The sequence below is a fragment of the Sphingobium sp. SG1 genome, from assembly GCF_057063145.1.
Window position 1 is genome coordinate 92,911 of the sequence record NZ_JBVVOJ010000014.1, and the last position, 13,955, is coordinate 106,865.

Below are 13,955 nucleotides of genomic sequence, written 5' to 3' on the forward strand. Positions count from 1 at the left end.
CAATGAAGAGGATCCCATGGCCTATTTCCGGCGGCTTGATGCCCGCCATTTCACCCCGACGGAACTGGTCGGCGGCGCCTGGAACGTGACGGAACAGCATGTCGCCCCCGCAATCGGCCTGTTGGCCCATGCGATCGAGGTGGACGCCAAGGCACGCCGGCCCGATCCGCTGCAACTGGGGCGCCTGTCCTATGATATCCTGGGCACCATCCCGCTCGATACGGTCGAGATCGACGTCACCGTCATCCGCCCCGGCCGCACCATCGAACTGGTCGAAGCGCGGCTCAGCCATGGTGGCCGACCGGCAATCCTGCTGCGCGCCTGGCTGGCCCAGACCTACGACACCAGCGCGATCGCCGGCGGCGGCTTTGATCCCGTTCCCGGCCCGGAAACCATGCCCCCCTGGGACGGCACCGGCGAATGGCCCGGCGGCTTCATCGCCAGCATCGATGCCCGCCGCCAGTCTATCGCGCCGGGCCGCGCCATTGGCTGGATCCGCACGCCCCATGCGCTGATCGAGGATGAGGCGGTATCGACGCTCGCCCGCGCCATGGGGCTGGTCGATACCGCCAATGGCCTGGCACCCCTGGTGTCGACCGCCGATGCCGCCTTTCCCAATCTCGACCTCACCGCCCATATCTTCCGCGCGCCGGTCGGCGAATGGCTGGGCTGCGACGTCACCGTTTCCTTCGGCGCCGATGGCATCGGCCTTACCCACAGCATCCTTCACGACCGGGACGGCGCGATCGGGACCGTCTCGCAATGGCTGACGATCCGCCCGCGCTGATCAGCCGGCGAACAATCCCGCTTCGAATGCGGCGCGATCCAGTTGCTCCCGGAAATCGGGGTGGGCGATGGCGATCAGGGCTTTGGCCCTCTCACCCACCGACTTGCCCTTGAGGTCGGCCAGGCCATATTCGGTGACGATCAGATGCGTGTCCATGCGCGGCGTCGTCACCGGCCCGTCCAGACGCGGGGTGATGCGCGATATCGTGCCCTTGGCCGCGGTCGAATGGCAGGCGATGATCGATCGGCCGCCGCGCGAGGCATAGGCGCCGCGCACGAAATCCACCTGTCCGCCGGTGCCGCTGAACTGTCGCCCGTTGACGAATTCGGAATTGCAGGCGCCGTGGAAATCGACCTGCAGTGTCGCGTTCACCGACACCATATTGTCGTTGCGCGCGATCAGGAACGGGTTGTTCACATAATCGACCGGATGCGCCTCGACCGCCGGATTGTCGTGCAGGAAATCATAAAGCGCCTGATCGCCAAGCGCGAAGGTGTAGATCGCCTTGCCGGCATGGATCTGCTTGCGACTATTATCGACCACACCCGACTGCATCAGTCCGGCCAGGCCCGTGGTCATCATCTCGGTATGGATGCCCAGATGCCGATGATTGGCCAGCCCCGCGCACACCGCCTCCGGCAGCGCGCCAATCCCCATCTGCAGGCAGTCGCCATCGCGGATCAGACCGGCGACGGTGGCACCGATCGCGTCGTCGACCGCCGTGCGGGTGATGGCCGGCAGGGTCGGCAGCGCGACATCATGCTCGACCAGCGCGGTCACCGCCGACAGGGGGATCATGCAATCGCCCCGCACATAGGGCATATGGGCATTCACCTCCAGGATGATCCGGGTGCCCGGCTTGCGCGCCACCGCCAGCGCATAGTCGACATCGGTTCCCAGGCTGAAATTGCCGTCCGCATCCATCGGCGCGACCGTCGCGATCAGCGTGTCGACGCCGACATGCTCGACCATGGCGCGCGGCACCTGGCTGAAATGGCAGGGCAGGAAATCCACCATCGGCAGATGCGCGTCGCCATGCTGGCGATCCAGCGTCCGTTCGACGCCGCCATGGAACAGGCTCATCGGCGTGATCCGGTCGCGCAGCGCGAAGTCGAACACACTGGCCCCGGCGATCCCGGTGCAGAGCATATAATAGATGCGCAGATCGGCGACAGAACCGGACCGGGCGCGTTCGGCAAGGGCGGCGAGCAAGGCGGGCGGCTGGCCCGTCCCCAATGCCATGCAGATCTTGGCGCCCGACGGGATCAGCGCCGCCGCCTCCTGCGCCGAACGCCGTGTCTGCTGATATAATGCCTGGTCGCCCTTTGGGGTCATGGATCGCCTCTCTCCTGTGGTCGATCCCTAACCTATAGCGGCCGGCGCGCGTTTCACCACGCGGCAAAAGGACCAAGGGCGGGTCCGGTTGCCCGGCCCGCCCTTGCCTTCTCCTACTCAGGAGAAGCGTCAGCCCATGGTCGGGATGACGAAGCTCTGGTCCAGCACCGCGCCGCCGCTCGGCCAGCGCTGGGTCACGGTCTTGACCCGCGTGTAGAAGCGCACGCCATCCATGCCATATTGATTCATGTCGCCGAAGCCCGAGCGCTTCCAGCCGCCGAAGCTGTGATAGCTGACCGGCACCGGGATCGGCACGTTGATGCCGACCATGCCGACCTCGACATTGGCGCAGAAGCGGCGCGCGAAATCGCCATTGCGGGTGAAGAGCGCGACGCCGTTGCCATATTGATGCCTGGTCGGATAGCCGATCGCTTCCTCGAACGTCTCGGCGCGGACCATCTGCAGGACGGGACCGAAAATCTCTTCCTGATAGCTTTTCATCTGCGGCGTTACGCGGTCGAGCAGGGTCGGGGCGAGAAAGAAGCCGTCCTCATAGCCCTGCAGCGCGAAGCCGCGGCCGTCGATCACCAGTTCGGAGCCTTCATCGACCGCCATCTGGATGTAATTTTCGATCCGCGCCTTGTGCGCGGCGCTGACCACCGGGCCATAATGGGCGTCGGGATCGCTCGGCACACCGACGCGCAGCCCGGCGATACCCGCCTCCAGCTTGGCACGCAGCGCCACCGCGGTCTGCTCGCCCACCGGCACCACCACCGGCAGCGCCATGCAACGCTCGCCCGCCGAACCATAGGCCGCACCCAGGATATCGGCGACCGCCTGATCCAGATCGGCGTCGGGCATGACGATGCCGTGATTCTTGGCGCCGCCCATGCATTGCATCCGCTTGCCGTTCGACGCGCCACGGCCATAGACATATTGGGCGATGTCGGACGAGCCGACGAAACTGACCGCCTTGATCGCGGGATGATCGAGGATCGCGTCCACGACCTGCTTGTCGCCATGGACGACGTTCAGGATGCCGGCCGGCAATCCCGCCTCCATCGCCAGTTCGGCCAGGCGCACCGGCACAGAGGGATTGCGCTCGCTGGGCTTCAGGATGAAGGCATTGCCGCAGGCGATCGCAGGCGCGAACATCCACATCGGAATCATCGCCGGGAAGTTGAACGGGGTGATGCCGGCCGCGATGCCGATCGGCTGGCGCAGTGAATAGACGTCGATGCCCGGACCTGCCCCTTCGGTATATTCGCCCTTCAGCAGATGCGGGATGCCACAGGCGAATTCGACCACGTCCAGGCCGCGCTGGATATCGCCTTTGGCATCGGAATGAACCTTGCCATGTTCGACCGACAGCAGTTCGGCCAGTTCGTCCATATGCTGTTCGATCAGCGCCTTGAGGTTGAACATCACGCGGGCGCGGCGCTGCGGGTTCATCGCCGCCCAGGCGGGTTGCGCGGCCTGCGCATTGGCGACCGCTTCATCCAGTTCGCTGGGCGCCGACAGGCGAACCTGCGCCTGCACCTGGCCGGTGGCGGGGTTGAAGATGTCGCCCAGGAGCGTCGACGCCGATGCGCGATGCTGCCCCCCGATGAAATTGTCGACTATGCGCATGCTGCCCTCTCGAAACGGATCGGGTCGGCCATAAAGGAGGATCGGAAGGGTCGGAACCGGCTGGCTGATTTGATCGCGGGGACGGTGGATCGGCGCTGCGCTTGCCCGGTCGGCGCTTCTTTCGCATGGCTCGTCCATCGACAGCGGAGCGAGCATGGCCGGGACAGGAGCAGGACGGCGGATCACCGCCGCAGGATGGGACATACGCTGGGACGCCGATCAGGCGGCGCAGGCCTATGCCGATGGCTGGTGGCGATCGGACACCGCCGCTGATGCGTTGGCGCATGCAGCGCGCGATACGCCCGACCGCATCCTGCTGATCGACGGCGATCATTGCCTGACCGCCGCCGGCCTGCACGATCAGGCGCAGCGTCTGGCGCAGGCGCTGCTGGCGCGCTTCCCGGTCGGCAGCGTCATATCCTTCATGCTGCCCAACTGGCAGGAGGCGGCGGTCATCTATATGGGCGCGACGCTCGCCGGCATGGTCGCCAACCCGATCCTGCCGTCGCTGCGCGACCATGATCTGCGCTTCATCCTGGCCGATGTGGACAGCCGGATGATCTTCGTGCCGGAACGCTTTCGCGGCCATGATTATGGCGCGATGCTGGAACGGGTGGCGGCGGAGATGGAGAGGCCGCCGGAGATCGTCATCGTTCGGGCGGAAGATGGCAAAGTTTGCGCCTATGACGCCCTGTTGACTTCGGCCCCGACCGGCCGGCCGCTGCCACCGCTGGATGCCGACGAGGTGCGGATGGTGATGTATACAAGCGGCACCACCGGCCGGCCCAAGGGGGTGATGCACAGCCATAATTCGATCAATGCGCTGATCCGCCAGATTGGCCGCCACTGGCTGGTCGAGCCGGGCGACCGCTTCCTGGTGCCATCGCCGATCAGCCATATTGGCGGGTCGATCTATGCGTTCGAGACGCCGCTGCTGCTGGGCGCGACGGCGATCCTGATGGAGCAGTGGAATCCGGACGATGCGGTGCGGATCATGGCCGAGGCGGATTGCACCCATATGGCCGGGGCTACCCCCTTCCTGCAGCATCTGCTGGCGGCGGCGCGCGCGGCGGACACGCGGTTGCCCGCGCTCAAATTGTTCATCTGTGGCGGCGCGTCGGTGCCGCCGGCGCTGATCCGCGAAGCGGCCGGCTATTTCGAGCAAGCGGTGGTCAGCCGCGTCTATGGATCGACCGAATTGCCGGTCACGACCGTCGGCGTGATCGACCGGGCCGATGTCGCCCATGCCGCCGAGACCGACGGCCGCCCCGGCATCGCCACCGTCCGCATCGCGCCGGATGGCGAGATTCGCGCGCGCGGGCCGCAGATGATGGTCGGCTATATCCACAAGGCGGATGAGGCCGCGAGCTTCGATCCGGACGGCTATTATCGCAGCGGCGACCAGGGCGCCTGGGTTGATGGCGACCATCTGGTGGTGACCGGCCGGATCAAGGATCTGATCATCCGCAATGGCGAGAATATCGCGCCCAAGGAGATCGAGGATCTGCTGGTCGGCCATGACGCCATTGCCGAGATCGCTATCGTCGGCGTTCCCGACCCGCGCACCGGCGAGCGGGCGGTGGCGGTGATCGTGCCGCGGCCCGGCGCTACGCCCGACGTCGCCGCGTTGGCCGCGCATCTGGCCGGCCATCGCGTCGCGCGCTTCAAATATCCCGAGGCGGTGGCGCTGTGGGACGCGCTGCCCAAGAATGACGCCGGCAAGGTGCTGAAGCAGCAGATCCGCGCCCGGCTGGTGGAAGAGGCCGAACCGGCGGCGTCGTAGGACAATTGGTCCGCTGGCCGCGCGCCCGCCGATCGGGCATGGGCGCGCCATGCTGCGTCCCGCCTCCGCCGCCCTGCTGCTGACCCTGAGCCTGATCGGCTGTGCCGACGATCGCCGCGCCGAGCGGTTGAAGGCCGCCGGCCCCAATCCGACACTGGAAAAACTGATGACGGTAGCCGACGCCAGGGCCGGCACCCGGCTGTTCGGCACCTGCGCCGCCTGCCACACCAGCAGCGCTGGCGGGCCCGACACCGGCGGCCCCAATCTGCACGGCATTTACGGCCAGCCGATCGGCCAGCACAGCGCCCGCTTCGGCTATACCGCCGCGTTGCGCGCCAAGGGCGGCGTTTGGGACGACAAGGCGCTCGACGCCTGGATCGCCAATCCGCAGCGCTTCGTGCCCGGCACCAAGATGCAGTTCAGCGGTATCCCCGACCCGCTCGCGCGCGCCGACCTGATCGCCTATCTGCGCAGCCTGTCGGACTGAGCGGCCCCGCCAAAGATACGAATTTTTTGGGGTAGCTGGCGCGCCGGGGGCTTCGTACATCTGGCCCCATGACCAGCGGGATGACAGACGGCCTTTGGGCGTTGACCGAGAAGGAAAAGCAGACGCTGCGCCTGATGGTCCGGGGCCATGACGCGAAATCCATCGCGCGCAGCCTGGACCTGTCGGTCCATACCATCAACGAACGGCTGCGCGACGCCCGGCGCAAGATGGCTGTGTCAAGCAGCCGCGAGGCCGCCCGGCTGTTGCTGGAAGCCGAAGGTTCGCCCGAGACATCGCCCCCCGATTTTCTGGGGGACAGGCTATTGGGGGCAGACGCAGCCCCGGTCGAAGCGGATCAGGACGAGGCGCCGGTCGTCGGCGTGGGGCCGGCGGAGCGCCGGCGCCCGATCCTTCCTGGAGTGCTTCTCATGACTTTTGTCCTTGGCCTGCTGGCGCTCGCCGCCCTGCCCGATGCCGCCCCCACACCACAATCGGCCCCGCAATCGACGCCGGCCGCTGCCCAGGCGCATAATGCCGAGGTCGTCGACGCCGCGCGCCAATGGCTGGCGCTGATCGATCAGGACAAATGGGCCGAAAGCTATCGCGGCACCGGCAGCGCTTTCCAGAAACTCAACACGGTGCAGGTCTGGACCGAGGTATCGCAGACGATGCGCGGCCGGTTCGGCGCCCTTCAGTCGCGCAGCCTGTTGAGCCAGGAGGAACTGCCGGCCCCGCCCCATGGCTATGAAGTGGTGAAATTCCGCGCCAGCTACGCCAACCAGGCGCAGGCGATCGAGACGGTGACGCTGGATCGCGAGAATGGCGCCTGGCGCGTGGTCGGCGTGACGATCGAATAAGGCGGAAAGGGGCGCGTATCCGCGCGCCCTTCATGCCCCCGCGGCCGGTGGCGCCCCCAGCCGAAAGAACAGCGCGAGTTGCAGGCTTTCCGCGATCCGCTGCGCCTTGTCCTGCAAGGCGGCGGCCGCCGCCGGAACCATGACGGCGTCGGTCGTCTGCGACCAGAGATTCAGCCAATGGTCGAACAGGTCGGGCGTGATCCGGTCGCGATGCGCCATATGCACCGGGACGGGCTGTCCCTTGTAACGGCCCGACGACAGCATCACCGACGACCAGAAATCGACCAGCCGGTCGATATGCGCCGGCCAGTCATCCACGGCGTCGTTGAAGATCGGACCAAGCCGGTCGTCCGCGCGGACGCGGGCATAGAAGCTTTCGACCAGCTGGCGCAGGCTGGCCTCGTCGATCCGTTCCGCCTTCATGGGTTCCGACTCCGCACGGGGATGTCCGATCCATAGCGCATCGACCGCCGGGGTTCGACTGGCCGGATGCGATCGGCCGGGTTCGACCTGACCGCGCGCCCTATTCCCCCGCGACGGCGCGGCCGAAGCTGTAGCGGATGTGATCGACATGGCCCTCAAGCCCGAAGACCAGCGGATCCTGGCTGTCCATGATCGCGTCGATCCGGGCGCCGACATCCTCCGGCGTCCAGCTGGGCTGATAGACGCCCTTGCTTTCGGCGATGAAGGCGCGGGCGACCCGGCCGGCGATCGACACCAGCATCTCGCCCGTGACCGAGCAGCTTTCATGCGCCAGCCAGGCGACGACCGGCGAGACCAGTTCCGGCCCCATCGGCGGATATTGCGAGATATCCAACCCCTCGGCCATGCGGGTGACGGCGCCGGGCACGATGATGTTGGATTTGACCCCTTCGGCCTCCCCCTCCAGCGCGAGCACATTGTTGAGGCCGATCATGCCCGATTTGGACATGCCATAATTGACGCAATCGCGATTGCCATAGAGGCCGCCGATCGAGCTGGTGAGGATGATGCGGCCATAGCGCGCCTTGCACATATGCGGGAAGGCAGCGCGCGCGACATGGAAGGCGCCGCGCAGATGAACGTCCAGCACGGCATCGAAATCCTCCTGGCTGAGCGCCTGCATCGAGCCGTAGCGGACGTTGCCGGCATTGTGGATCAGCCCGTCGATCCGGCCATAATGGTCGAGCGCCGCCTCTATGATGGCGCGGCCGCCCTCCGGCGTGGCGACGCTGTCGGTCGAGACGATCGCGTCGCCGCCCTGCGCCTTGATCGCGGCCACCACTTCGGCCGCCGGGCCGACGTCGATCCCCTCGCCGCGCACGGCGCTGCCCGGATCATTGACCACGACCCTGGCGCCGCGTGCGCCGAGCAGTTCCGCATAGGCGCGGCCAAGCCCCCGCCCGGCACCGGTGATGACGATGACGCGATCGTCGTAGCGCAGTTCGGACATGAGCGGGCCTTTCGCTGGATTATGCAGATTATGGCGCACGGGTGACGCGGCGCGCGCGCGGGTTCAAGCCAAGGTGGCGAGGCATCGCCACGGCGGTTCGCCGACGCCCGGCGAAGCGGATAAGAGCGGGGCAGGACAGAGTAGAGGACAGGATAGATGCAGGTAGCGATCATCACCGGGGCGGGCAGCGGCATCGGGCTCTGCACGGCGAAGATGCTGCATGACGCCGGCATGGCGATCGTCGGCGTCGGTCGCGATCCGGCCAAGCTGGCGACGCTGGAGAGCGAAATCGGCGATCCGGCGCGGGTCGCCACTCTGTCCATCGACGTGACTCAGGATGATGCGCCGGCGCAGATCGTGCAGCTGGCGCTCGATCGCTTCGGCCGCATCGACTTCCTGGTCAACAATGCCGGCGCGGGCAGCCCCAAGCCGCTGCACGAGACCGACGACGCCACGCTGGACGGGTTCCTGGACCTGATGCTGCGCGCGCCCTTCCGCCTGGCGCGCGAGGCGATCGTCCATATGGGCGAGGGCTGCGGCATCGTGAACGTCACTTCCACCTATGCGGTGATCGGCGGGCGACGCGGCGGCGCCTATTCGGCGGCCAAGGGCGGGCTGGACGCTCTGACCAAGCATATCGCCTGCGACTATGGGCCACAGGGCATCCGCGCCAATTGCGTTGCGCCGGGCGTCACCATGACCGACATGGTGCGACACCGGTTCGAGGACGAGATGTTCAAGCGGGTGAATGTGGAGACCACCCCCTTCCCGCGGCTGGGCGAGGTGGAGGATGTGGCCAGCACCATCGCCTTCCTCTGTTCGCCCGGCGCCGCCTTCATCAACGGCCAGACGATCGTCGTGGATGGCGGCTGGACCTCGACCAAATATCTCTCGCCGCGCGCGCTGACGACGACATGGGTGGAGGCGGAGTAAGGCTACTCTTTGGCCGGCCGCTCGGTTAGGGCGGGCCATGGCCGATGCCCCGATCCTCTATTCCTTCCGCCGCTGCCCCTATGCGATGCGGGCGCGACTGGCGCTGCTGGTGAGCGGGCAGGCGGTGGCGCATCGCGAAATCCTGCTGCGCGCCAAGCCCGCGGCGATGCTGGCCGCATCGCCCAAAGGGACGGTGCCGGTGCTGGTCCTGTCCGACGGCCGGGTGATCGACGAGAGCCTGGAGATCATGCGCTGGGCGCTGGGGCGGCATGATCCCGAGGCGTGGCTGGCGGGTGACGACGCGACGCTGATCGCGACCAATGACGGACCGTTCAAGCGGCATCTGGATCGCTACAAATATGCCGAGCGCCATGGCAGCGACCCTATCGCGCATCGGACCGAGGCGGCCGGACTGCTCGACGCGCTGGAGGCGCGGTTGCGCGACCGGGCTCAGCTTTGCGGCGCGCGGCGGACATTGGCCGACATGGCGATCTTTCCCTTCGTGCGGCAATTTGCGGCGGTCGAGCCGGACTGGTTTGCCGCGCAGCCCTGGGCCGCGTTGCGCGGCTGGCTGGCCGGGCATCTGGAATCCGAGCTGTTCGACCGCGCGATGGTTCGCCACCCGCTATGGGTGGAGGCGGAGGCCGGCTAGTCCGGACCGCAACAGGCCTCGAGGCAAATCTGGCGCAGCAGGGCGATGACGTCGCGGCGCTGTTCGCTCGGAATCGCGCGACCGATCCGCGCCTCATGCGCGTCGAACGCCGCGCAGACCTTGTCGTGCAGCACCAGCCCCTCGCCCGTCAGCGTCAACGGGATCGCACGGCCCTTGCCCGCGCCCTTGTCTAACAGGCCAGACAGCGCCAGCTTGTTGATGAGCGGCACCAGATTGGCCGGCTGGGCGCGCAGCGCACGGGCGATATCGCTCTGGCTGCACCCTGGATTGGCGCCGATCAGGCGCAGCAAGGTCGCCTCGCCCGGATTGAGGCCAAGCGGGGCCAGCGCCTCGCCCAGCGCGCCGGTGACCGCCGCCGCGGTGCGACGCAGATGGAAGCCCAGCATCGCGTCGAGCGGGTCGGTGAAGGCGCTGTCAGGATCGATCGTCACCGCGCGGGTCTAGCCCCCTTGCCGTGCCGGCTCAAGTCGATATCTTATATACCATAATATAAGATGGAGAGGAGCGATGTTCATGACGATGCGATTCGCCTTGCCGTTTGTCCTGCTGGCCCTGGCCGGGACGGCAGCGGCCCAGACGCCACAGTCCGATAGCCCGGCGGCTTCCGGCGCGATCGAGCCGGATGGCACGGTCCATGTCCCCGGCTTTCGCCTGCCCCCCTCCATCTATCTGAGCGAGGCGGCGAAGAAGGCGCTGCCGCGCACGCCGACCGATCCCGAAGAGCCTATGATGCGCGCGGTCGCCGCCGGGCAGGCCGGTGCGCTGCGCCAGCGCATGCCGCAACTGGTCGCGCCGCGCATCGACGCGTTGAAGGCGATGTACAAGGTGACGACGCGCGAGGAACAGATCGCCGGCATAGCGGCCGTGCGCGCGACCCCGGCGGCCGGCGTCGCACCGGGCAACCGCAGGAAGATATTGCTCAACCTGCCGGGCGGTGGCTTCATCATGGGCGTGGCCGGCGGCACCGGCATGATGGAATCGATACCGCTCGCGGGGCTGGCCGGGGTGGAGATCCTCTCCATCACCTACCGCCAGGCGCCCGAGACCATCTGGCCGGCAGCTACCGAGGATGTGACCAAGGTCTATCGCGCACTGCTCAAGACCTACCAGCCGCAGGATATTGGCATCTTCGGCTGTTCGGCCGGCGGATTGCTGACGGCCGAGGCGATCGCTTGGTTCATCCATGAGAAACTGCCGCTGCCCGGCGCAATCGGCATCTTCTGCGCGTCGGGCGATGCGCGCTGGGGCGGCGACAGCCAGAGCTTTGCCCGGCCGTTCCAGGCGCTGCCGCCGCGCGACGATGTCCGCGCCTATTTCAAGGGTATCGACCGTAGCGATCCGCTGGTGTCACCGGCGCTGTCGCCGGCCACGCTGAAACTGTTTCCGCCGACGCTGCTGATCACCGGCACCCGCGCCTTCGAGATGAGCGCGACCGTCAATACCCATCGCGAACTGATCAAGGCCGGGGTCGATGCCGACCTGCATATGTGGGATGGGCTGGGCCATGCCTTCTTCTACGATCCCGCCCTGCCAGAATCGCGTGAGGCCTTCGACGTCATGACCGCCTTCTTCCGCGATCGGCTGAAGCTGGCGCGCTAGACCGCAATCGCCCGGCGACAAAATTCCCATATCTCCACCGCCAGTTCGGATCGGCGCTGGCGGTCGGGAATGGCGGCCTCTTCGGCAAGCAACTGGCTGTGGACGGTGGTCGAGACCAGATTATAGACGAGCAGCGCCATCCACGGCGCCGGTCCTGCGCGGACCTGCCCCTCTGCCATGCCTTCGGACAGGATCGTGGCGATCAGGTCGATGAGCGGGCTGACAGCTTTTTGCAGTTCGACCGGACGCGCCTCCGCCAGGCGCAGATGCTCGCGGCTGAGCGCCGCGCTCCGGCGCTGGCCGCCTTGCCAATCGCCATCAATGGCTGCGCGACCGATGACGATGGCCGTCACGATATGATGCAAGCGCGCCAGCGGGTCCGGCAGGTCGCGCACCTGTTCGCCGAACTGTTCCGCTGCGCGGCGGAGCGTATGGGCAAACACCGCCAGGACCAGATCATCCTTGCCCGCAAAGCGATCGTACAGCGCCCGACGGGCGAGCCCGGTGCGCTGCAATACGGCACGGATGGTCAGCCCTTCCAGCCCCTCCTCGTCGAGCAGATCATAGGCGGCGGCGACGATCTGCTGGTTACGATCGTCCAGTTCCGCGATCGCGTCGTCGGTCTGCAGCGCCCGGTACATGCTCATCGATCCTCTCTGCAATAATCGCTTTCCATCTAGCAGCCCGCGACTATAGTGCCAGCATTGAGAACGTCGTTCTCATCGCGAAGATATATGGGAGAGCAAGATGGCGACGGTCCTCTTTGTCGAGGCCAGCGGTGCGGAGCATCGGATTGATGTGCCGGCGGGCGAGAATCTGATGCGCGCGGCGCTCAATGAGGGGCTGGAGGGCATGGTCGGCGAATGCGGCGGCGGGCTCGCCTGCGCGACCTGCCATTGCTATGTCGAGGAGGATTGGGCCGACCGCCTGCCCGCGCCGGCGCAGACCGAGCTGGACATGCTTGAATGTACCGCCAGCGAGCGCCGCCAGAGCAGCCGCCTGAGCTGCCAGATCATCGCCAGCGATGCGCTCGACGGGCTGGTCGTCCATCTGCCCGCCGCGCAATATTGAGGAGCCCGATCATGGCAACCGCCCAAGCGACGCCCGTTATGGACATTCCCGCCCATGTCCCGCCCGAACTGGTGCGCGAGATCGGCCTGACCACCGGTCCCGAATTTCTCGCCGCGCCCCATGCCTTCATGGCGAAGCTGCACGAAACGCACCCGCCGATCTTCTACAGCGTCAATCCGCTGATCGGGAACAGCTGGTGTACGATCAAGCATGAGGATGCCTTCTTCGCGCTGCGCCACCCGGAATATTTCACCACCGCCGGGGCCACGCCCTTCCCGCGCGATCCCAATAATTATTTCCATTTCATCCCGCTGGAGATCGATCCGCCGCATCATCGCAAATATCGCGCGATCCTCGATTCGACCTTCTCGCCGCAAAGCGTGCTGCGGCTCGAAGCCTATATGCGCCGCCTGACCAACGACCTGATCGACAGCTTCATCGATGCCGGCGAAGTGGAATTCACCACCGCCTTCGGCCGACCGCTGCCGGTGTCGATCTTCCTCGACCTGATGGGCCTGCCGCAGGAGATGCGCGACACCTTCGTCGACTGGGCGGTCGACCTGCTCCATTCGCAGGATCGCATGACCGCCGGCCTCGCCATGCGCGGGATCGAGGCCTATCTGGCGCAGGTGATCGTCGAGAAGACGGCCAGGCCCGATGATGGCGTCATCAGCACGATCATCCAGGCGCGGCCCGGCGGCGAACCGCTGAGCGAGCGGGAGATTTTCGGCTTCACCTTCTTCCTGTTCATCGCCGGGCTCGACACGGTGTTCGCGACGCTCAACAATATCTGGCTGTGGCTGGCGCAAAACCCCGATCGGCGGCGCGAGATCATCGCCCATCCCGACCAGATCAATGCCCAGGTGGAGGAATTGCTGCGGGTCTTTTCCGTCACCTTTTCCGGTCGGACCCTGACCCAGGATCTGGAAATGCGCGGCGTGCAGATGAAGAAGGGCGACAAGTTCAACAGCATCCTGCCCGCCTGCAACTATGACCCGGACGTCTTTCCCGATCCGACCCGTGTGGACTTCAACCGACCACGCAAGCCGATCCTGGCCTTTGCCGGCGGTGTGCATAGCTGCATCGGCGCGCATCTGGCGCGTCTGGAGGTGAAGGTTGCGTTGCAGGAGTGGCTGCGGCGGTTGCCGGACTTTGCGGTTCGGTCTGATGCGGAGATCAGCTATTGGCCTGGCGGAGTGGTTGGTCCCAGGTCGCTTCCGCTGGTCTGGTAGGGCGCAGCCACGAAAAAGCCGCCTTGGAGTGAACCGAGGCGGCGTGTGTGTTTGTGTGTGTTGGTTGCGGGAGTAGGATTTGAACCTACGACCTTCAGGTTATGAGCCTGACGAGCTACCGGGCTGCTCCATCCCGC

Annotated in this window: 15 protein-coding genes; 9 read left to right on the plus strand and 6 right to left on the minus strand. The window is 66.4% G+C overall.

Annotated features, from left to right (window positions below; all coding sequences use genetic code 11):
- Positions 1 to 16 precede the first annotated feature (16 nt).
- Positions 17 to 787: a thioesterase family protein gene (locus AC0KVN_RS22195; RefSeq protein WP_435568100.1), complete on the plus strand. Its 771-nt coding sequence runs from the start codon at positions 17 to 19 to the stop codon at positions 785 to 787.
- Here the strand turns inward: AC0KVN_RS22195 and AC0KVN_RS22200 are convergent, their stop codons facing one another.
- A complete protein-coding gene (locus tag AC0KVN_RS22200; protein WP_435568101.1) occupies positions 788 to 2,122 on the minus strand; it encodes an acetyl-CoA hydrolase/transferase family protein in 1,335 nt (444 codons plus the stop codon).
- A 129-nt stretch (positions 2,123 to 2,251) separates the two neighbouring features.
- Positions 2,252 to 3,751: a CoA-acylating methylmalonate-semialdehyde dehydrogenase gene (locus tag AC0KVN_RS22205; protein WP_435568102.1), complete on the minus strand. Its 1,500-nt coding sequence runs from the start codon at positions 3,749 to 3,751 to the stop codon at positions 2,252 to 2,254.
- 154 nt (positions 3,752 to 3,905) lie between these two features.
- Here AC0KVN_RS22205 and AC0KVN_RS22210 point away from each other — a divergent pair, with 154 nt between their 5' ends.
- The 3 genes from AC0KVN_RS22210 to AC0KVN_RS22220 all read left to right on the plus strand — a co-directional run bounded on the left by AC0KVN_RS22210 (position 3,906) and on the right by AC0KVN_RS22220 (position 6,878).
- Positions 3,906 to 5,534, plus strand: coding sequence for an AMP-binding protein (locus AC0KVN_RS22210; RefSeq protein ID WP_435568103.1), 1,629 nt, complete (start codon positions 3,906 to 3,908; stop codon positions 5,532 to 5,534).
- A 49-nt stretch (positions 5,535 to 5,583) separates the two neighbouring features.
- Complete coding sequence (locus AC0KVN_RS22215) at positions 5,584 to 6,021, plus strand: c-type cytochrome (RefSeq protein WP_435568104.1); 438 nt, start codon at positions 5,584 to 5,586, stop codon at positions 6,019 to 6,021.
- Positions 6,022 to 6,089: 68 nt separating this feature from the next.
- On the plus strand, positions 6,090 to 6,878 hold the full coding sequence (locus tag AC0KVN_RS22220) for a helix-turn-helix domain-containing protein (RefSeq protein WP_483656388.1): 789 nt from the start codon (positions 6,090 to 6,092) through the stop codon (positions 6,876 to 6,878).
- A gap of 30 nt (positions 6,879 to 6,908) precedes the next feature.
- On the opposite strand, the gene AC0KVN_RS22225 is transcribed toward AC0KVN_RS22220, so the two are convergent.
- Both AC0KVN_RS22225 and AC0KVN_RS22230 read right to left on the minus strand, forming a co-directional pair.
- Positions 6,909 to 7,301, minus strand: a complete 393-nt coding sequence (locus AC0KVN_RS22225; protein WP_159367448.1) for a group III truncated hemoglobin — start codon at positions 7,299 to 7,301, stop codon at positions 6,909 to 6,911.
- 100 nt (positions 7,302 to 7,401) lie between these two features.
- Positions 7,402 to 8,310, minus strand: a complete 909-nt coding sequence (locus AC0KVN_RS22230) for an SDR family NAD(P)-dependent oxidoreductase (RefSeq protein WP_161733439.1) — start codon at positions 8,308 to 8,310, stop codon at positions 7,402 to 7,404.
- 156 nt (positions 8,311 to 8,466) lie between these two features.
- Between AC0KVN_RS22230 and AC0KVN_RS22235 the strand changes: the two genes are divergently transcribed.
- Positions 8,467 to 9,243 (plus strand): SDR family NAD(P)-dependent oxidoreductase, encoded by a 777-nt coding sequence (locus AC0KVN_RS22235; RefSeq protein ID WP_099234468.1) that lies wholly within the window; start codon positions 8,467 to 8,469, stop codon positions 9,241 to 9,243.
- 37 nt (positions 9,244 to 9,280) lie between these two features.
- Complete coding sequence (locus AC0KVN_RS22240; RefSeq protein WP_435568106.1) at positions 9,281 to 9,895, plus strand: glutathione S-transferase; 615 nt, start codon at positions 9,281 to 9,283, stop codon at positions 9,893 to 9,895.
- On the opposite strand, the gene AC0KVN_RS22245 is transcribed toward AC0KVN_RS22240, so the two are convergent.
- A complete protein-coding gene (locus tag AC0KVN_RS22245; RefSeq protein ID WP_435568107.1) occupies positions 9,892 to 10,347 on the minus strand; it encodes a MarR family winged helix-turn-helix transcriptional regulator in 456 nt (151 codons plus the stop codon). The two genes, AC0KVN_RS22240 and AC0KVN_RS22245, sit on opposite strands and share 4 nt — an antisense overlap.
- A gap of 82 nt (positions 10,348 to 10,429) precedes the next feature.
- On the opposite strand from AC0KVN_RS22245, the gene AC0KVN_RS22250 reads away from it, so the two are divergent.
- Positions 10,430 to 11,515 carry an alpha/beta hydrolase fold domain-containing protein gene (locus AC0KVN_RS22250; protein WP_435568108.1) on the plus strand — a complete coding sequence of 362 codons (1,086 nt, stop codon included), beginning with the start codon at positions 10,430 to 10,432 and terminating at the stop codon, positions 11,513 to 11,515.
- On the opposite strand, the gene AC0KVN_RS22255 is transcribed toward AC0KVN_RS22250, so the two are convergent.
- Positions 11,512 to 12,162, minus strand: a complete 651-nt coding sequence (locus tag AC0KVN_RS22255) for a TetR/AcrR family transcriptional regulator (protein ID WP_435568109.1) — start codon at positions 12,160 to 12,162, stop codon at positions 11,512 to 11,514. The two genes, AC0KVN_RS22250 and AC0KVN_RS22255, sit on opposite strands and share 4 nt — an antisense overlap.
- Positions 12,163 to 12,262: 100 nt before the next feature.
- Between AC0KVN_RS22255 and AC0KVN_RS22260 the strand changes: the two genes are divergently transcribed.
- Both AC0KVN_RS22260 and AC0KVN_RS22265 read left to right on the plus strand, forming a co-directional pair.
- The gene (locus tag AC0KVN_RS22260) at positions 12,263 to 12,586 is read left to right on the plus strand and encodes a 2Fe-2S iron-sulfur cluster-binding protein (protein WP_048936851.1); all 324 of its coding nucleotides are present in this window, start codon (positions 12,263 to 12,265) and stop codon (positions 12,584 to 12,586) included.
- An 11-nt stretch (positions 12,587 to 12,597) separates the two neighbouring features.
- On the plus strand, positions 12,598 to 13,818 hold the full coding sequence (locus AC0KVN_RS22265; RefSeq protein WP_374553688.1) for a cytochrome P450: 1,221 nt from the start codon (positions 12,598 to 12,600) through the stop codon (positions 13,816 to 13,818).
- Positions 13,819 to 13,955: the final 137 nt, after the last annotated feature.

Excerpts from the sequence above, each read along its gene's own strand:
- AC0KVN_RS22220 (WP_483656388.1), top strand. The coding sequence starts at position 6,090 with ATGACCAGCGGGATGACAGACGGCCTTTGGGCGTTGACCGAGAAGGAA.
- AC0KVN_RS22230 (WP_161733439.1), bottom strand. The coding sequence starts at position 8,310 with ATGTCCGAACTGCGCTACGACGATCGCGTCATCGTCATCACCGGTGCC.
- AC0KVN_RS22225 (WP_159367448.1), bottom strand. The coding sequence starts at position 7,301 with ATGAAGGCGGAACGGATCGACGAGGCCAGCCTGCGCCAGCTGGTCGAA.
- AC0KVN_RS22205 (WP_435568102.1), bottom strand. The coding sequence starts at position 3,751 with ATGCGCATAGTCGACAATTTCATCGGGGGGCAGCATCGCGCATCGGCG.
- AC0KVN_RS22240 (WP_435568106.1), top strand. The coding sequence starts at position 9,281 with ATGGCCGATGCCCCGATCCTCTATTCCTTCCGCCGCTGCCCCTATGCG.
- AC0KVN_RS22195 (WP_435568100.1), top strand. The coding sequence starts at position 17 with ATGGCCTATTTCCGGCGGCTTGATGCCCGCCATTTCACCCCGACGGAA.
- AC0KVN_RS22265 (WP_374553688.1), top strand. The coding sequence starts at position 12,598 with ATGGCAACCGCCCAAGCGACGCCCGTTATGGACATTCCCGCCCATGTC.
- AC0KVN_RS22210 (WP_435568103.1), top strand. The coding sequence starts at position 3,906 with ATGGCCGGGACAGGAGCAGGACGGCGGATCACCGCCGCAGGATGGGAC.
- AC0KVN_RS22250 (WP_435568108.1), top strand. The coding sequence starts at position 10,430 with ATGACGATGCGATTCGCCTTGCCGTTTGTCCTGCTGGCCCTGGCCGGG.
- AC0KVN_RS22260 (WP_048936851.1), top strand. The coding sequence starts at position 12,263 with ATGGCGACGGTCCTCTTTGTCGAGGCCAGCGGTGCGGAGCATCGGATT.
- AC0KVN_RS22235 (WP_099234468.1), top strand. The coding sequence starts at position 8,467 with ATGCAGGTAGCGATCATCACCGGGGCGGGCAGCGGCATCGGGCTCTGC.
- AC0KVN_RS22200 (WP_435568101.1), bottom strand. The coding sequence starts at position 2,122 with ATGACCCCAAAGGGCGACCAGGCATTATATCAGCAGACACGGCGTTCG.
- AC0KVN_RS22255 (WP_435568109.1), bottom strand. The coding sequence starts at position 12,162 with ATGAGCATGTACCGGGCGCTGCAGACCGACGACGCGATCGCGGAACTG.
- AC0KVN_RS22215 (WP_435568104.1), top strand. The coding sequence starts at position 5,584 with ATGCTGCGTCCCGCCTCCGCCGCCCTGCTGCTGACCCTGAGCCTGATC.